Source organism: Ruegeria sp. HKCCA4008 (assembly GCF_013033125.1).
In the GTDB taxonomy this organism is placed as follows: Bacteria; Pseudomonadota; Alphaproteobacteria; order Rhodobacterales; family Rhodobacteraceae; genus Ruegeria.
The window spans coordinates 186,287-201,327 of record NZ_WQDM01000008.1; the positions used below are offsets into that span (position 1 = coordinate 186,287).

Below are 15,041 nucleotides of genomic sequence, written 5' to 3' on the forward strand. Positions count from 1 at the left end.
CGGCCAACTCGGACGTCCGTATCCCATAGTTCGCTGCGCTTTGAATTAACGTCCGCTTTTCTTTCTGCGGCGCAGCCACGGGCCTTTATGAAAGGTCTGCTGCGTCCGCGAAGGACTGTATGACAGCACTTCCGCTTCGGGCTCGAAGCAACCGTGCGCCCAAATTCGTTGAATGCCTACTTTTGGACAAAGCGGACGTCCAACGGGCTCGTTTGTGAAGGCCCAACAACGATTGTCGGTGTGTGTGATCCCTAATTTTGAAACAACCGTACTGCCAATTCAGAACCGAACACTTAAGTTTGCACCGAGGCCGTGTTCTTGGCCATTGGAGCGAACCGAATAGCCATATCCAGCCGTTAGTCTGGCCAGCTCAGATAATTGATAGCCCAGTCCTAGCCCAAGAACGAATCCGTTTGCTCCTCGGTTTTGTCCGACTTGTGTAAATGTTCCGAATAAGGGGCTTGTAACTGTGATTTCGTGCTCACGGTCTTTGTTGGCAAAGAAGTCATACTCGTAACGAGCAAAGGCAATTGGGGTTAGCACACCATTCTCTGTCAAGAAGTCCCGTTGGTAGTCAACTCCAATGGAAGCGACCAGAGACTCCGCGTTCGCTTTTCCAATCGAGTAATTGAAATCACCACCGCCAGTCTCTGTGCCTGAACCTTGTTGGATACGCCCGTAGTTCAATCCAAAAACCGTAGAAACCCTTGCACCGTTGTCCATGTTAAACAGCTTCCGGGCCTGGACGCCGGCATGAATTCCCTCTTGGTCCAAATCCGATTTTGCCTCGCCTCCCGTAAAGCCATCAACAGAAGGGTTATTCCGTTTGGCGTCAGTTTCACCGAACATGTAACCGATCAGCCCGGAAAACTCCCACGTTCCTGTTGTTGTACGCCCATAGACGCCCACGTGATAGCTATCGGTCGAAAAGTCCTGATCGACTTGATCGTGCTCATCCATGGAGGATATCCCAAAGCCTGCGTACACTCCGACCACACCTCTATCGGTACTTGCGACATCCGCTCCGACCAAAATAGTGCCGAGCGAATAGTCGAATGTCCCGAGGCCGTTACTTCCATCAACGTCCCCGCTCACATATGCCGTGTCGATCCACCAGCGCCGATCAGAGCAGTCGATTGCGCCACTAGGGCTGCGGACCGTGTCGATGCCACCTGATGCAACGGGTTGATCTTCATTGCTGAAGCCGACCGCTTGATACTTGCGGCAGTCAGCGTGGCTCAGCACTGTGTTGGTTATCAGGTCTAGTTGTTCAAGCCCAACGGTCAGGTTGGATGAATAGGGTTCGGCGTGCACACGGTTAAACCCAGCCAACCCTGAATTGGTAAGCGTGTTAACGGCATTGCCCAAGGTTGAGCCGTTGGACAGACTGATTCCGGGTGACATGATTGTGGTGTTGGCCACCGCACCAGCGAGATTGCTGGCATTTGGCGAATTGGTAACTGCGGGGTTCTGGGGTAAGCTTGAGACAGGTTGAGCGGTGAATGCGATATCAATCTGACCATCTGTAGTCGGCGTGTTTGAGATACTCAGACTGGAAAGAGCAGGCAGCGATCCCCCAGCGACAAGAGTCGGGGAGTTTCCATCAAAACTCGAAGCTTGAAAAACCGTGTAGTCGTTGCCAGCAACATAGTCCTGCGCAGTCAGGCCGGGGCGAGCGGCTTCGACTTGTATGGTAGCGCTGTTAATCCCTGTTACCGGCCCGCTGGATGAAACCAAGTCAGCCTTCTGTCCGGCCGTCGGATCGACTTCACTTAAGAGCCTTGACCCGGTTTCGAAGGCGATTCCGCCACTATTGTCGAGTGTACCAATTGAAAAGCCCGGCGAAAGCACCCCCCCGTTCTTAACCGTGAAGTTGAATGCGTTAACGGTTCCCGTTCCGGCCAACGTGCCAAAATTCTCAAAGTTTACGGTGTTTAAACTGCTTGTCGCATCAAGCCGAACAGTCGTGCCTGCCGCTATGGCCATGTCACTGGTTGAAGAAATCGAACTACTCGTCAGTGTGAAATCAGAAGCCTCAGTAACCCGGGTCTGGATATAGTAGGCTCCGAAAACCACTTCGGTGGCCCCCATAACAGTCAGATTGTCGTAGGTTAACGGTCGGTCTGACTGGAAGTAAACTTCAGTAGGGTCAATATTCGCGCCGTTAAATGGAGCGAACGTCATTGATCTGCCAGAACCAATCGAAGTTCCAATCAGGTTCACCCTGAGCTTCCCGTTGATGTTTGTTGCTAAGGCTCTCCGGGAAACAAAGTCTCCGCTACCCGCCGCGACATCAACGTTCAGAAGAGTTAATACTGAAGCATTACTTGGAACAGTATTTTGGCCAGGAACATACAGTTCGATTTCACCAGTGGACGTGATTGAGGAGTTTCCAATTGTAAGTCCAGTAATGGGTCCGTTTGGAATCGGTAGGCACGTACGTTCCGTAGTTGAAATTGTTTGATTAACGCGAGTGCTCTGAGATCCAGATGAATACTCAATTCGAGGAGAACCCAATTCTACGCAACCCTGTGCGGTTTGGGCTTGTGCGTGGTCCACCACCAACACATAAACCAAGACTCCCAGCGTTAACTTAATGAAAACTGGGCACTGAGCATATAGTGCAGCAAGTGCCGGGCCTTTTGTTTCCATCAGCTTCCTCCTCTTACTCCATAAGCGAGAGTACACCCACTTGTGATACACGGTAAGTTTTTTGGAGTGCTCAAGAAAAGTAAAACGATTGACTGCGTTATATATATCCCGACATCAGAACATAGTAAGAACATCTATTTCTTTGCAGAAGCTTCTCCCTTATGATTTCGATAAAATCTGGAGAAGCAAATGGGCGGTATTGGAAGTGGTAGGCACTGGCATTGGGGAGCAAAGAACACGACTTCCGATTATCGCAGCATCGATGCGCGGCGCTGGGCGCGTGAGGGCTTTCTGACGCCTGGACGACGCTTTTCATGGCAATGGTCTATCGAGGGCAAAAAAGTCGCCAGCATCGACGTACTGGCCGAGCATGGGTGTGTGAGACTAATCTATCGCAGCCGGGACCACGGCGACGATTGGGAGAGCCTCGACTACCCAGTGCGACTGCTTTCTCAGCCATGTCATTACGGGGGCCATCGCTACTGGTTCGCTTGCCCAGCGCGCGGTTGCGGTCGACGTGTCGCTAAGCTCTATGGTGGGCGTATTTTCGCGTGTCATCATTGCCACCAACTCGCATATCCGTCCCAGCGAGAAACTACTTTTCAACGTAACCAAAGGCGTGCTGATAAAATACGCGAACGCCTGGGTTGGTTGAACGATCCGGATCTGATGGAAGGAACGAAGCCGAAGGGGATGCACTGGCGCACGTATTATCGCCTTGTTGCGGAGTTGGAGCATTGGGAGGAAATGTCGAACAAGTCGCTGCTGCGATACTTGGGTAGGCTGGCAGTTAACCTTAAGGCAATGTGAACTCAGAGCACTTCGGGGGCGGTGAATTCTTCACCGTGCTTCTTTCGCTAGACCCGCCGTTCTGGCTTTCGCGTGCTTCCGCAATTCAACATTTATTTACACCAACAGTCACCAACCTTCGGAATCCCTAAATATCCATCGGAAAACGCGGACACGGTGTTACAAAGGGTGGATATCGGGGTGGATAGAAAGGGAAGGAAAGATGAAAATATCAGTTAAATCAAATACTTGCATCTGAGATTTGGTGCCCAGGAGAGGACTCGAACCTCCACGTCCATACGGACACTAGCACCTGAAGCTAGCGCGTCTACCAATTCCGCCACCTGGGCAGGTGTCGTGGAGGGGCGTTTAAGCCTAGTCGCGGGGGGCGTCAACCAGATTCGGTGAGATTTTTTTAAGTTTTTTGAATTCGGTTCCCGGCCGGTGTTTTCCACGCATGGTTTTCAACGCCGTCGCGGCGAATTAGCGCCTTGTTTGACTGGCCTGCGGGCGCTAGTTCTAGGGCGCAATTTCTCAGCAGGAGCCCTCTCATGTCGAAACTGGTGACGATTTTTGGCGGATCGGGATTTGTCGGTCGCTACATCGCGCGGCGCATGGCGAAAGAGGGGTGGCGTGTCCGGGTGGCCGTACGTCGTCCGAACGAGGCCATGTTCGTGAAACCCTATGGTGCTGTGGGTCAGGTCGAACCGGTGCTGTGCAATATTCGGGATGATGCCTCGGTGGCGCTGGCGATGCAGAGCGCCGATGCGGTTGTCAACTGCGTGGGTGTGCTGAACGAGCTTGGCAAAAACGGGTTTGATACCGTTCAGGCCGAAGGAGCTGAACGCATCGCGCGTTTGGCGGCCGAGCAGGGCATCAAGCGGATGGTTCACATTTCGGCCATCGGTGCGGATGCGAATTCAGCCAGTGCGTATTCCCGGACCAAAGCACATGGTGAAGCGGGCGTGTTGAAACATATGCCAGATGCCGTGATCCTGCGTCCTTCGGTGATCTTTGGTACCGAAGACCAGTTCTTCAACCGTTTCGCCGGAATGACCCGCATGGGACCGTTCCTGCCTCTGGTCGGGGCCGAGACAAAATTCCAGCCGGTTTACGTCGACGATGTGGCGCAGGCTGCCGTCAAAGGCGTTCTGGGGCAGGCAGAGCCGGGTATTTACGAGCTTGGCGGCCCCGAGGTTAAGACCTTTCGTGCTTTGATGCAGCAAATGCTTGAAGTGATTCACCGTCGCCGCGTCATCATCGGCCTGCCGTTCTTTGCCGCGCGGATTATGGCGGGTGTGCTGGATATCGTTAAATTTGTCAGCTTCCAGCTGTTCCCCAACAACATTATGACGCGCGATCAGCTTAAGAACCTGCGTCACGACAATGTTGTCGCCGAGGGCGCAAAGTCTTTTGCAGACCTTGGGATCGTGCCGACCACGCTGGAATCGGTGCTGCCGGAATACCTGTGGAAATTCCGCCCCTCGGGTCAGTATGACGACATTCAGAACTCGGCCAAAAACCTGCGTATCTGATCAGCTGTAGGCCATGATCAAAAGGATCACGCCAAGAATGACGCGGTAGATGACGTAGGGCGTGAAGCTGACGCTGCGCAGAAGCCGCATCATCAAACTGAGCGCCAGCAGGGCCGAAAGAAAGGCAAACAGCGCCGCAATGGCCCCATCCCGGGCCAGTTGCATATCGGCCCCGCGCACGGCATCCAATGCCAGCAGTGTGCCCGACGCCAGGATTGTCGGGATCGACATCAACATCGCGATCCGCGCGCCGTCTTCACGGGTATATCCCAATTGCCGCGCGCCGGTTATGGTTATCCCGGAACGGGACGTGCCTGGGATCAGGGCAAGAACCTGCCAAAGGCCCATGATCATCGCGTCGCGTATTCCCCAGTTTTCGGCCTCTTTGGTTTCAGGGGCCTTCTGATCCACCCAGTACAGCAGCAGACCGAAACCCAGCATTGTCCATCCGATGACCGTGATCGAGCGCATGGCCTGGCTCAACCCGGTGACATGCAGAATGAGGCCCGCGATCACCGTAGGAACAGTTGCAACGATCAGGCCCAGAGCAAGCCGGGCCTGCGGTGTATCCGCCCGTCCGGTCAATGCGCGCGGCAATCCGGCAAGGGCCTGTTTTACATCTGACCGGAAATACAGCACCACGGCGCCCAGGGTTCCCACATGTACCGCGACATCAATGGCTTGACCCTGATCCTGCAACCCCGACAGGCTGGGCAGCAGGATCAGGTGACCAGATGAGGATATGGGCAAAAACTCAGTGATTCCCTGAATGATTGCTACGAGAATCAGGTGAAACAAACTCATCTGCCCTGCCGTGCTGCTGCCACGTGTTCTTTGTGGGTTATGGGTATAAGGGCGATGGAAAAAAGGAAAGCGCGCATATAGGTCCGAATCGGATCTAAAATTTCCAATTATTTTCCCTTTTTCTTAAAGGCGCGCTGCATTTTTTCAATTTAGGTCAGTATAATTGACTTTTCATCCAAAAGCGCATCCCGTAAAGAAACGGAACCTAGCCAATTCATGGAGTCTGACCCGTGGCCAAGCAACCGATGCTGAAATTTGTGCAGATCGACCGCGTCATGCCGGAAAAGCGTGCTGCGAATGACCGCAAGGACGACTTTGACGAGATCTATTCCGAGTTCGCCGCTGAAAAAGCAGCCGAGCAGGCAAGTCGGTGCAGCCAATGTGGTGTTCCGTACTGCCAGTCGCATTGCCCGTTGCACAACAATATTCCCGACTGGTTGCGCCTGACTGCGACCGGGCGCCTGGAAGAAGCCTATCAGGTAAGTCAGGCCACCAATACCTTCCCCGAGATCTGCGGGCGCATCTGTCCGCAGGACCGCCTGTGCGAGGGCAACTGCGTGATCGAACAGTCGGGCCATGGAACGGTCACGATTGGCTCGATCGAAAAATACATAACGGATACCGCCTGGGAAAAGGGCTGGGTCCAGCCGGTTGCTCCATCGGCCGAACGCGCTGAAAGCGTGGGCATCATTGGTGCAGGCCCTGGTGGATTGGCCGCTGCGGATATGCTGCGCCAGGCTGGTATCCAGGTCACGGTATACGACCGCTATGACCGGGCCGGTGGCCTGCTGATGTATGGCATTCCGGGGTTCAAATTGGAAAAAGACGTTGTTCAGCGCCGCAATGACCTGTTGGCTGATGGTGGGGTCGAGTTTGTTCTGAATTGCGACGTGGATGCGGCCAAGTTCGAAGAAATCAGGGCCAGGCATGATGCCGTTATCATTGCGACCGGCGTCTACAAGTCGCGCGACCTGGCAATGCCGGGCAGCGGTCTGGCCGGGATCGAAAAGGCGATCGACTTCCTGACAGCCTCGAACCGGAAAAGCTTTGGCGACGAGGTTGAAGAATTCGACAACGGCCGCTTGAACGCCCACGGCAAGAAAGTCGTCGTGATTGGCGGCGGTGACACTGCGATGGATTGCGTACGCACTTCGATCCGTCAGGGCGCGACTTCTGTCAAATGTCTGTATCGCCGGGACCGGGCCAACATGCCGGGGTCACAGCGTGAAACGCAGAATGCCGAAGAAGAAGGCGTGATCTTCGAATGGCTCAGCGCGCCCAAGGGGTTCACGGGTGAAGACACGGTCAAGGGTGTCATCGTTCAGCAGATGCGCCTGGGACAGCCGGACGCATCCGGTCGTCAGGCCCCCGAAGTGATCGAAGGCGCGGACTATGTCGAAGACGCCGATCTTGTGATCAAGGCGCTTGGATTCGAACCTGAAGACCTGCCGACGCTGTTCGGCCAGCCCGACCTGCCCGTGACCCGCTGGGGTACGATCAAGGCAGCGTTCCAAACCGGCGAGACCGAAATGGACGGAGTGTATGCAATTGGTGACATCGTGCGCGGTGCCTCGCTGGTGGTCTGGGCGATCCGGGACGGTCGTGACTGCGCTGGTGCGATCATCGAACGCTTCAATGCCAAATCTGCCGTTGCGGCCGAATAATCCCGGTGATCAGGAGGCTTCGAAATGCCTGAATTGCAAGGCCAATGCATGTGTGGTGCGGTCACGGTGACGGCAACTCCGGCGCGGGATGCGCTGGGGGCCTGCCATTGCGACCAGTGCCGGCGTTGGACCAGTTCCATGCTGTTGACGTTTCAGGCCGAAGAAGGCTATGCCGCGCTTGGCCCGGTCAAAACCTTCACTTCCTCTGACTGGGCCGAGCGCGCCTTTTGCGCCGATTGCGGCTCGGCGCTTTGGTATCGGATCACGCTCCCGGGCGAGATGCACGGCCAGACGCAAATGGCGGCAGGTCTGTTTGACAACGCCGCAGGCAACCCACTGAAACTTGAACTTTACATCGACAAAAAGCCCCAGGGCTACGCGTTCGCAGGCGAACGCCGGCAGATGACCAAAGCCGAGGTCGAAGCCATGTACGCCCCCTCTGACGAAGGAGACAGCCAATGACCAAATATGATGCCGATTGGGTGCGGGCCGAAAAAGCCAAGCGCAAATGGATGGCTGAAAATGGTCTCTATTCCGAGGAAGAAGAGCATTCTTCCTGCGGTGTGGGTCTCGTTGTGTCCGTGGATGGGAAAGCGTCGCGCAAGGTTGTGGACGCCGGTATCGACGCGCTCAAGGCGATCTGGCACCGCGGCGCGGTTGATGCTGACGGCAAGACCGGTGATGGCGCGGGCATTCACGTGCAGATTCCGGTCTCGTTTTTCTACGATCAGATCAGGCGCACAGGCCACGAGCCCAAATTGGACGAACTGATCGCTGTTGGTCAGGTTTTCCTGCCGCGCACCGACTTTGGCGCACAGGAACAGTGTCGGACCATCGTGGAAAGCGAAGTTCTGCGCATGGGCTATTACATCTATGGCTGGCGTCACGTGCCGGTCGATGTCACCTGTCTGGGTGAAAAAGCCAACGCCACCCGGCCCGAGATCGAGCAGATCCTGATCTCGAATTCCAAAGGTGTGGACGAAGAGACCTTTGAGCGTGAACTCTATGTCATTCGTCGCCGTATTGAAAAGGCCGCCTCGGCTGCGGGTATTTCCGGGCTGTACCTGGCGTCGCTGTCCTGCCGTTCGATCATCTACAAGGGCATGATGCTGGCCGAGCAGGTTGCCGTCTTCTATCCCGACCTGATGGACGAACGGTTTGAATCCGCCTTTGCAATCTACCACCAGCGCTATTCCACCAACACCTTCCCGCAATGGTGGCTGGCGCAGCCCTTCCGCATGTTGGCGCATAACGGCGAGATCAACACGCTGAAAGGCAACATCAACTGGATGAAAAGCCACGAGATCCGCATGGCGTCCTCGACGTTTGGGGATTATGCCGAGGATATCAAACCGATCATCGCCGGAGGATCGTCGGATTCGGCCGCATTAGACTCTGTTTTTGAGGTTCTGGTGCGTGCGGGCCGCTCGGCCCCGATGGCGAAAACCATGCTGGTTCCGGAAAGCTGGTCCAAGCAGGCGGTGGAACTGCCGCAGGCGTGGCGCGACATGTATTCCTACTGCAACTCGGTGATGGAGCCGTGGGACGGCCCAGCCGCGCTGGCCATGACGGATGGCCGCTGGGTCTGTGCTGGACTGGACCGCAACGGCCTGCGTCCGATGCGTTACGTCGTGACTGGCGATGGTCTGGTCATTGCAGGATCCGAGGCCGGCATGGTGCCGATTGATGAGTCCACAGTGACCGAAAAAGGCGCGCTGGGCCCCGGTCAGATGCTGGCCGTCGACATGAAAAAGGGCAAGCTGTACCGCGACAAGCAGATCAAGGACAAGCTGGCGAGCGCATTGCCGTTTGGCGAATGGGTCGGCAAGATAAACGATCTGGACGAGGCGCTGGCGGGCGTGACCGAAAAGCCGATATTCTCGGGCGAAGATCTGCGCAAACGCCAGATCGCGGCAGGCTATTCGGTCGAAGAGCTGGAACAGATTCTTGCCCCCATGGCCGAAGATGGCAAAGAGGCGCTGGCGTCCATGGGTGACGATACGCCCTCGGCGGTTCTGTCCAAGCAATACCGTCCGCTCAGCCATTTCTTCCGGCAGAATTTCAGCCAGGTCACCAACCCGCCGATCGACAGTTTGCGCGAATACCGCGTCATGTCCTTGAAAACCCGGTTCGGGAACCTGAAGAACGTGCTGGATGAGGACAGCAGCCAGACCGAGATCATCGTTCTGGAAAGCCCCTTTGTCGGAAACGCACAATGGGATGAACTGGTTGGGAACCTCAATGCTCCGCTGGCCGAGATCGATTGCAGCTTTGAGCCCGGTCAGGGTGCGCTGAGCGCGGCTTTGGCCCGTGTCAGAGCCGAAGCTGAAGAGGCGGTACGGTCCGGCGCAGGGCATCTGGTGCTGACCGACATGAACTCGGGTGAAGATCGTGTGGCGATGCCGATGATCCTTGCCACCAGCGCAGTGCACTCACACTTGACCCGCCAGGGCCTGCGGACGTTCTGTTCCTTGAACGTACGCTCGGCTGAATGTGTCGATCCGCATTACTTTGCGGTTCTGATCGGCTGTGGCGCGACCGTTGTGAACGCCTATCTGGCCGAAGACTCGCTGGCCGATCGCATCGATCGTGGGCTGCTGGACGGCACCCTGACCGAAAATGTTGCGCGCTACCGCGAAGCCATCGACCAGGGCCTGTTGAAAATCATGGCCAAGATGGGAATTTCGGTGATCTCGTCTTATCGTGGAGGTCTGAATTTCGAGGCTGTAGGCCTGAGCCGCGCGATGGTCGCCGAGTACTTCCCGGGTATGACCAGCCGTATTTCCGGCATCGGCGTCACCGGTATTCAGGCAAAGGCCGAAGAAATCCACGCTAAGGGCTGGAACAGCGGTCTGGACGTGTTGCCGATCGGTGGTTTCTACAAGGCGCGGCAATCGGGTGAAACCCACGCGTGGGAAGCGACCTCGATGCATATGATGCAGATGGCGTGCAACAGGGCGTCCTATGAGCTGTGGAAACAGTATTCTGCCAAGATGCAATCGAACCCACCGATCCATCTGCGCGACCTGATGGATTTCAAACCATTGGGCAAACCGGTGCCGATCGAAGAAGTGGAATCGATCACCTCGATCCGAAAGCGTTTCGTCACGCCGGGCATGTCACTGGGCGCGCTCAGCCCCGAGGCGCACAAGACGCTGAACGTGGCCATGAACCGGATCGGCGCGAAATCCGATTCGGGTGAAGGTGGCGAAGATCCTGCACACTTCGTACCGGAGCCGAATGGCGACAACCCCTCGGCCAAGATCAAGCAGGTGGCCTCGGGCCGGTTCGGTGTGACCGCCGAATACCTGAACCAGTGCGAAGAGCTGGAAATCAAGGTTGCCCAGGGTGCGAAACCGGGCGAGGGCGGCCAGCTGCCGGGCATGAAGGTCACCGACCTGATCGCGCGTCTGCGGCATTCCACCAAGGGCGTTACGCTGATTTCTCCGCCGCCGCATCATGACATCTACTCGATCGAGGATCTGGCGCAGCTGATCTATGACCTGAAACAGATCAACCCGCGCTGCAAGGTGACGGTGAAACTGGTGGCGTCTTCGGGCGTTGGGACGATTGCTGCCGGTGTGGCCAAGGCGAAAGCGGATATTATCCTGATTTCGGGTCACAACGGCGGTACGGGTGCCTCACCCGCCACTAGCATCAAATATGCTGGTCTGCCATGGGAGATGGGCCTGACCGAGGCGCATCAGGTTCTGGCGATGAACAACCTGCGCGACCGGGTGACTCTGCGCACCGATGGCGGCCTGCGCACCGGGCGCGACATCGTCATGGCAGCGATGATGGGGGCCGAGGAATACGGCATCGGCACCGCCGCCCTGATCGCGATGGGCTGTATCATGGTGCGTCAGTGCCAGTCGAACACCTGCCCCGTCGGCGTCTGCACGCAGGATGAATCGCTGCGTGCCAAGTTCACCGGCAACGCGGACAAGGTGGTGAATCTGATCACCTTCTACGCGCAGGAAGTGCGCGAGCTGCTGGCCAGCCTTGGCGCGCGTTCCGTGGATGAAATCATCGGTCGGGCCGATCTGCTGGCGCAGGTCAGCCGGGGTTCGGCACATTTGGACGATCTGGATCTCAACCCGCTGCTGATCACCGTCGATGGTGCGCATAACATCGTGTACAATCGCGACAAGGACCGCAACGCCGTGCCCGACACGCTGGATGCCGAGATCGTGCGCGATGCGGCGCGGTTCCTGAAGGACGGCGAGAAGATGCAGTTGTCATATGCCATCCAGAACACGCACCGCACCGTCGGAACCCGTATTTCCAGCCACATTGTGCAGAATTTCGGCATGCGGAACACGTTCCAGGATGACCACCTGCACGTGAAACTCCAGGGTTCGGCCGGTCAGTCTCTGGGGGCTTTCGCTGCCCCGGGTCTGAAGCTGGAAGTGTCGGGGGATGCCAATGACTATGTTGGCAAGGGCCTATCTGGCGGCACGATCGTTGTGCGCCCGCCGCAGGTCAGCCCGCTGAAGGCAGACGACAACACAATCATCGGCAACACGGTTCTCTACGGTGCAACTGACGGCCATCTGTTTGCGGCTGGCCGCGCGGGTGAACGATTTGCCGTGCGCAACTCGGGTGCCAAAGTTGTGGTTGAGGGATGTGGCTCGAACGGGTGTGAGTACATGACCGGCGGTGTGGCCGTGATTCTTGGTGATATCGGGGCCAATTTCGGTGCCGGGATGACCGGTGGCATGGCATATCTGTACGATCCCGAAGGCAAGGCCGAAGCGTTGATGAACAAGGAAACGCTTGTGACCTGCCCGGTCACCGTGGACCATTGGGTGGATCAATTGAAAGCCTTGATCACGCGTCACGCCGAGGAGACTTACAGCCGCAAGGCCGCGGATATTCTCCAGCATTGGGATGTGGAAAAGGGCAACTTCCTACAGGTTTGTCCCAAAGAAATGCTCAACAAACTCAGCCACCCGCTGAGCGAAGAAGTCACGGCAGTTCCGGCGGAGTAAGCCGAAATTCCATCAAAAAACCTGCCCCGCGTGCCATTTGCAGCACGCGGGTCTACAGTTTTTGTGCGGTTTCGGTGGGATTCTTGCCTGTTCTTCCGAATTTCGCCATGCTTTTTTCACCTTGTAGTGATAGCCATTGCCTGTTTCGGTTTCTAATGGTGACAGAGTAGGGGCAACAGTATGCCAACGACATATCGCGATCAGTTCTTCACCTTTGATCCCGCAAGCCCGCCACCAGCGGGAACGGCCGTCGCGGTCAGCAATTTCACCCTGACTGATGCGAATGATGACAATCTTATTGACGCGCCCAGTGGTGACACGGTCAACGGTCAAGACGTTACAAATTCCTGGCCAGGCGATACTGTAACGATCAACGTGTCAGGCGTTGGGAACGTGACCTATACAGGAACCACGTTCTACCTGGCCGATGGGTCTCGGGCTTTCACCCCCACAGACGGCCAGGTTCTGCAGCCCGGAACGCTGGTGTCGACCACTTTTGTTAACACGTCAGGCCCGCTGAATGTCGGTAACCTTGGGCCGCCGTGCTTTACGGCCGGGACCATGATCGCCACACCGGAAGGTGAGCGCGCGGTTGAGGATTTGAAGGCTGGTGATCTGGTCATCACGGTGGATCACGGACCACAACCCTTGATCTGGGTCGGGTGTACAACCGTCGCAGCCGAAGGCAAACTGGCCCCAATCCGTTTCGATGCCGGGGTGTTTGGTCTGGATCGCCCCTTGCTGGTTTCACCGCAGCACCGAATGCTGATCGAAGACTGGCAGGCGTCCTATCTGTTCGGCCATACCGAAGCGCTGGTTCCGGCGCATACTCTGGTCAACGATGACACCGTGAAACGGGTCGAGGGCGGTGAGGTTGAATATTTCCATCTGTTGTTCAAACAGCATGAGATTGTTTTCGCCAACGGAGCAAAGAGCGAAAGCTATTATCCCGGGCACGCGTTGTCGGCTTCGGATCGGGCAACGCAAAGCGAAGTGCTGCACTTGTTTCCCGAGTTGACCGGGCTTGATCCGATGTCGCTGAAAACCGCGCGCCCGATCGTTCATCCGCGCGAGGCGCGAGCTTTCGCGATTTAGGCCGTTTCAAACCGGAACCTTGCGTCGTATAGCTGAGACATGGCGAAGAAAGCAGCCCGCAAATCCGGCGGTAAAAAAAGCAAGGCATCCAGAAAGAGGGAACCGGTGGCGCGACAGATCCGCCGCTGGGCAACGCGAGCGGTCATGGCGGTTCTGGGCCTCGTGGTTGCTCTGGTCCTGATTTTTTCGGTGGTGAACCCTCCTGTCACCCACACCATCTGGTCGGAATGGCGCCGGTTGGGAAAGGTTGAACGCGAATGGGTCCCGATCGAAGACATGGCGCCGATCATGGCAAGATCAGTTGTTGCAGCCGAGGACGCAAATTTCTGCCTGCATTGGGGCTTTGACGTCGAAGCCATCCGCGACGCGCTCGAGGATGGCGGCAATCGTGGTGCATCGACCATCACGCAACAGGTGGTGAAGAACGTGTTCCTTTGGCAGGGCCGCAGCTGGGTGCGCAAGGCTTTGGAAACCTCGATCACGCCGGTGGTTGAAATATTCTGGAGCAAACAGCGTATTCTTGAGGTGTATCTGAATGTCGCCGAAACGGGAAATGGCGTGTTCGGGGTGGAAGCCGCCGCGCAACGCTATTTCAACACCAGTGCGGCAAAGCTGACTTCGGTTCAAGCGGCGCGAATTGCCGCAATCCTGCCGTCCCCGCGCAACCGGTCGGTCACGGATCCGACTGCGCGCACCCGCAGACGGGCGGCTTCGATCCTCGATGGGGCGGCCACGATCCGCGCAGATGGTCGCGCGGATTGTTTCGAGGATTGAAACCCGCTATCTGCCAAGGCTAAATCTGTTGGCTATTAACTGGTTCGAATGGAAGTCCATGGCGCGTCTGTTTCACGTTCCCCTCTCTCCGTATTGTCGCAAGGTCCGTCTGTCGCTGGCGGAGAAGAAGATCGAGGTTGAGCTGGTAGAAGAGCGATACTGGGAACAGGATCCTGATTTTCTGCGGCGCAACCCGGCGGGAAAAGTACCCGTGTTGCGTCTGGACGGGCAGATCATGTCGGAAAGCGCGGCGATCTGCGAATACATCGAAGAAACCCGCCCAGAGCCAGCTTTGATGCCGAAAACCCCCGAAGCCAGGTTTGAAGTGCGACGGCTGGTCGGATGGTTCGACGACAAGTTTCACCACGAGGTGACATCGAAGCTGTTGTATGAGCGAGTGAACAAAAAGGTCACGGGACAGGGGTACCCGGACAGCAAGAATGTCAAGCAGGGTGCCAAGGCGATCAAATACCATCTGGATTACATGGCGTGGCTGCTGGATCACCGCCGTTGGTTGGCCGGGGATCAGATGACATTGGCGGATTTCGCGGCCGCGGCGCATCTGTCTTCGCTGGATTACATCTCGGACGTGGACTGGAACCGAAGCCAGGTGGTCAAGGACTGGTACGCCAAGATCAAGTCTCGACCGGCATTTCGGTCAATTCTGGCGGATCAGGTGCCAGGGTTCCGACCGCCGCCCCATTACGCTGATCTGGATTTCTGATAGGGTGCGCAAG

The 15,041-nt window shown here is 56.7% G+C and carries 10 protein-coding genes and 1 tRNA gene; 8 read left to right on the forward strand and 3 right to left on the reverse strand.

Annotation, left to right across the window (positions count from 1 at the left end; genetic code table 11):
* Window positions 1–279 precede the first annotated feature (279 nt).
* Window positions 280–2,652, reverse strand: a complete 2,373-nt coding sequence (locus tag GOW60_RS17000; protein WP_254444003.1) for an autotransporter outer membrane beta-barrel domain-containing protein — start codon at window positions 2,650–2,652, stop codon at window positions 280–282.
* Window positions 2,653–2,841: 189 nt separating this feature from the next.
* Here GOW60_RS17000 and GOW60_RS17005 point away from each other — a divergent pair, with 189 nt between their 5' ends.
* Window positions 2,842–3,462: a hypothetical protein gene (locus GOW60_RS17005; protein WP_171230203.1), complete on the forward strand. Its 621-nt coding sequence runs from the start codon at window positions 2,842–2,844 to the stop codon at window positions 3,460–3,462.
* A gap of 242 nt (window positions 3,463–3,704) precedes the next feature.
* On the opposite strand, the gene GOW60_RS17010 is transcribed toward GOW60_RS17005, so the two are convergent.
* Window positions 3,705–3,791 (reverse strand) — tRNA-Leu (locus GOW60_RS17010).
* 201 nt (window positions 3,792–3,992) lie between these two features.
* On the opposite strand from GOW60_RS17010, the gene GOW60_RS17015 reads away from it, so the two are divergent.
* On the forward strand, window positions 3,993–4,976 hold the full coding sequence (locus GOW60_RS17015; protein WP_171230204.1) for a complex I NDUFA9 subunit family protein: 984 nt from the start codon (window positions 3,993–3,995) through the stop codon (window positions 4,974–4,976).
* On the opposite strand, the gene GOW60_RS17020 is transcribed toward GOW60_RS17015, so the two are convergent.
* The gene (locus GOW60_RS17020; protein ID WP_171230205.1) at window positions 4,977–5,780 is read right to left on the reverse strand and encodes an undecaprenyl-diphosphate phosphatase; all 804 of its coding nucleotides are present in this window, start codon (window positions 5,778–5,780) and stop codon (window positions 4,977–4,979) included.
* Window positions 5,781–6,010: 230 nt separating this feature from the next.
* On the opposite strand from GOW60_RS17020, the gene GOW60_RS17025 reads away from it, so the two are divergent.
* From GOW60_RS17025 to GOW60_RS17050, 6 genes are all read left to right on the forward strand, one after another.
* Window positions 6,011–7,444 (forward strand): NAD(P)-dependent oxidoreductase, encoded by a 1,434-nt coding sequence (locus GOW60_RS17025; RefSeq protein WP_171230206.1) that lies wholly within the window; start codon window positions 6,011–6,013, stop codon window positions 7,442–7,444.
* 24 nt (window positions 7,445–7,468) lie between these two features.
* The gene (locus GOW60_RS17030; RefSeq protein WP_171230207.1) at window positions 7,469–7,906 is read left to right on the forward strand and encodes a GFA family protein; all 438 of its coding nucleotides are present in this window, start codon (window positions 7,469–7,471) and stop codon (window positions 7,904–7,906) included.
* Window positions 7,903–12,435, forward strand: coding sequence for a glutamate synthase large subunit (gene gltB / locus GOW60_RS17035; protein ID WP_171230208.1), 4,533 nt, complete (start codon window positions 7,903–7,905; stop codon window positions 12,433–12,435). Before GOW60_RS17030 ends, gltB begins: the two co-directional genes overlap by 4 nt.
* Window positions 12,436–12,615: 180 nt before the next feature.
* Complete coding sequence (locus GOW60_RS17040; RefSeq protein ID WP_171230209.1) at window positions 12,616–13,530, forward strand: Hint domain-containing protein; 915 nt, start codon at window positions 12,616–12,618, stop codon at window positions 13,528–13,530.
* Window positions 13,531–13,569: 39 nt separating this feature from the next.
* Window positions 13,570–14,304 (forward strand): monofunctional biosynthetic peptidoglycan transglycosylase, encoded by a 735-nt coding sequence (gene mtgA / locus GOW60_RS17045; protein ID WP_171230210.1) that lies wholly within the window; start codon window positions 13,570–13,572, stop codon window positions 14,302–14,304.
* A gap of 58 nt (window positions 14,305–14,362) precedes the next feature.
* Window positions 14,363–15,028, forward strand: coding sequence for a glutathione S-transferase family protein (locus tag GOW60_RS17050; RefSeq protein ID WP_152459944.1), 666 nt, complete (start codon window positions 14,363–14,365; stop codon window positions 15,026–15,028).
* The last annotated feature ends 13 nt before the right edge of the window (window positions 15,029–15,041 follow it).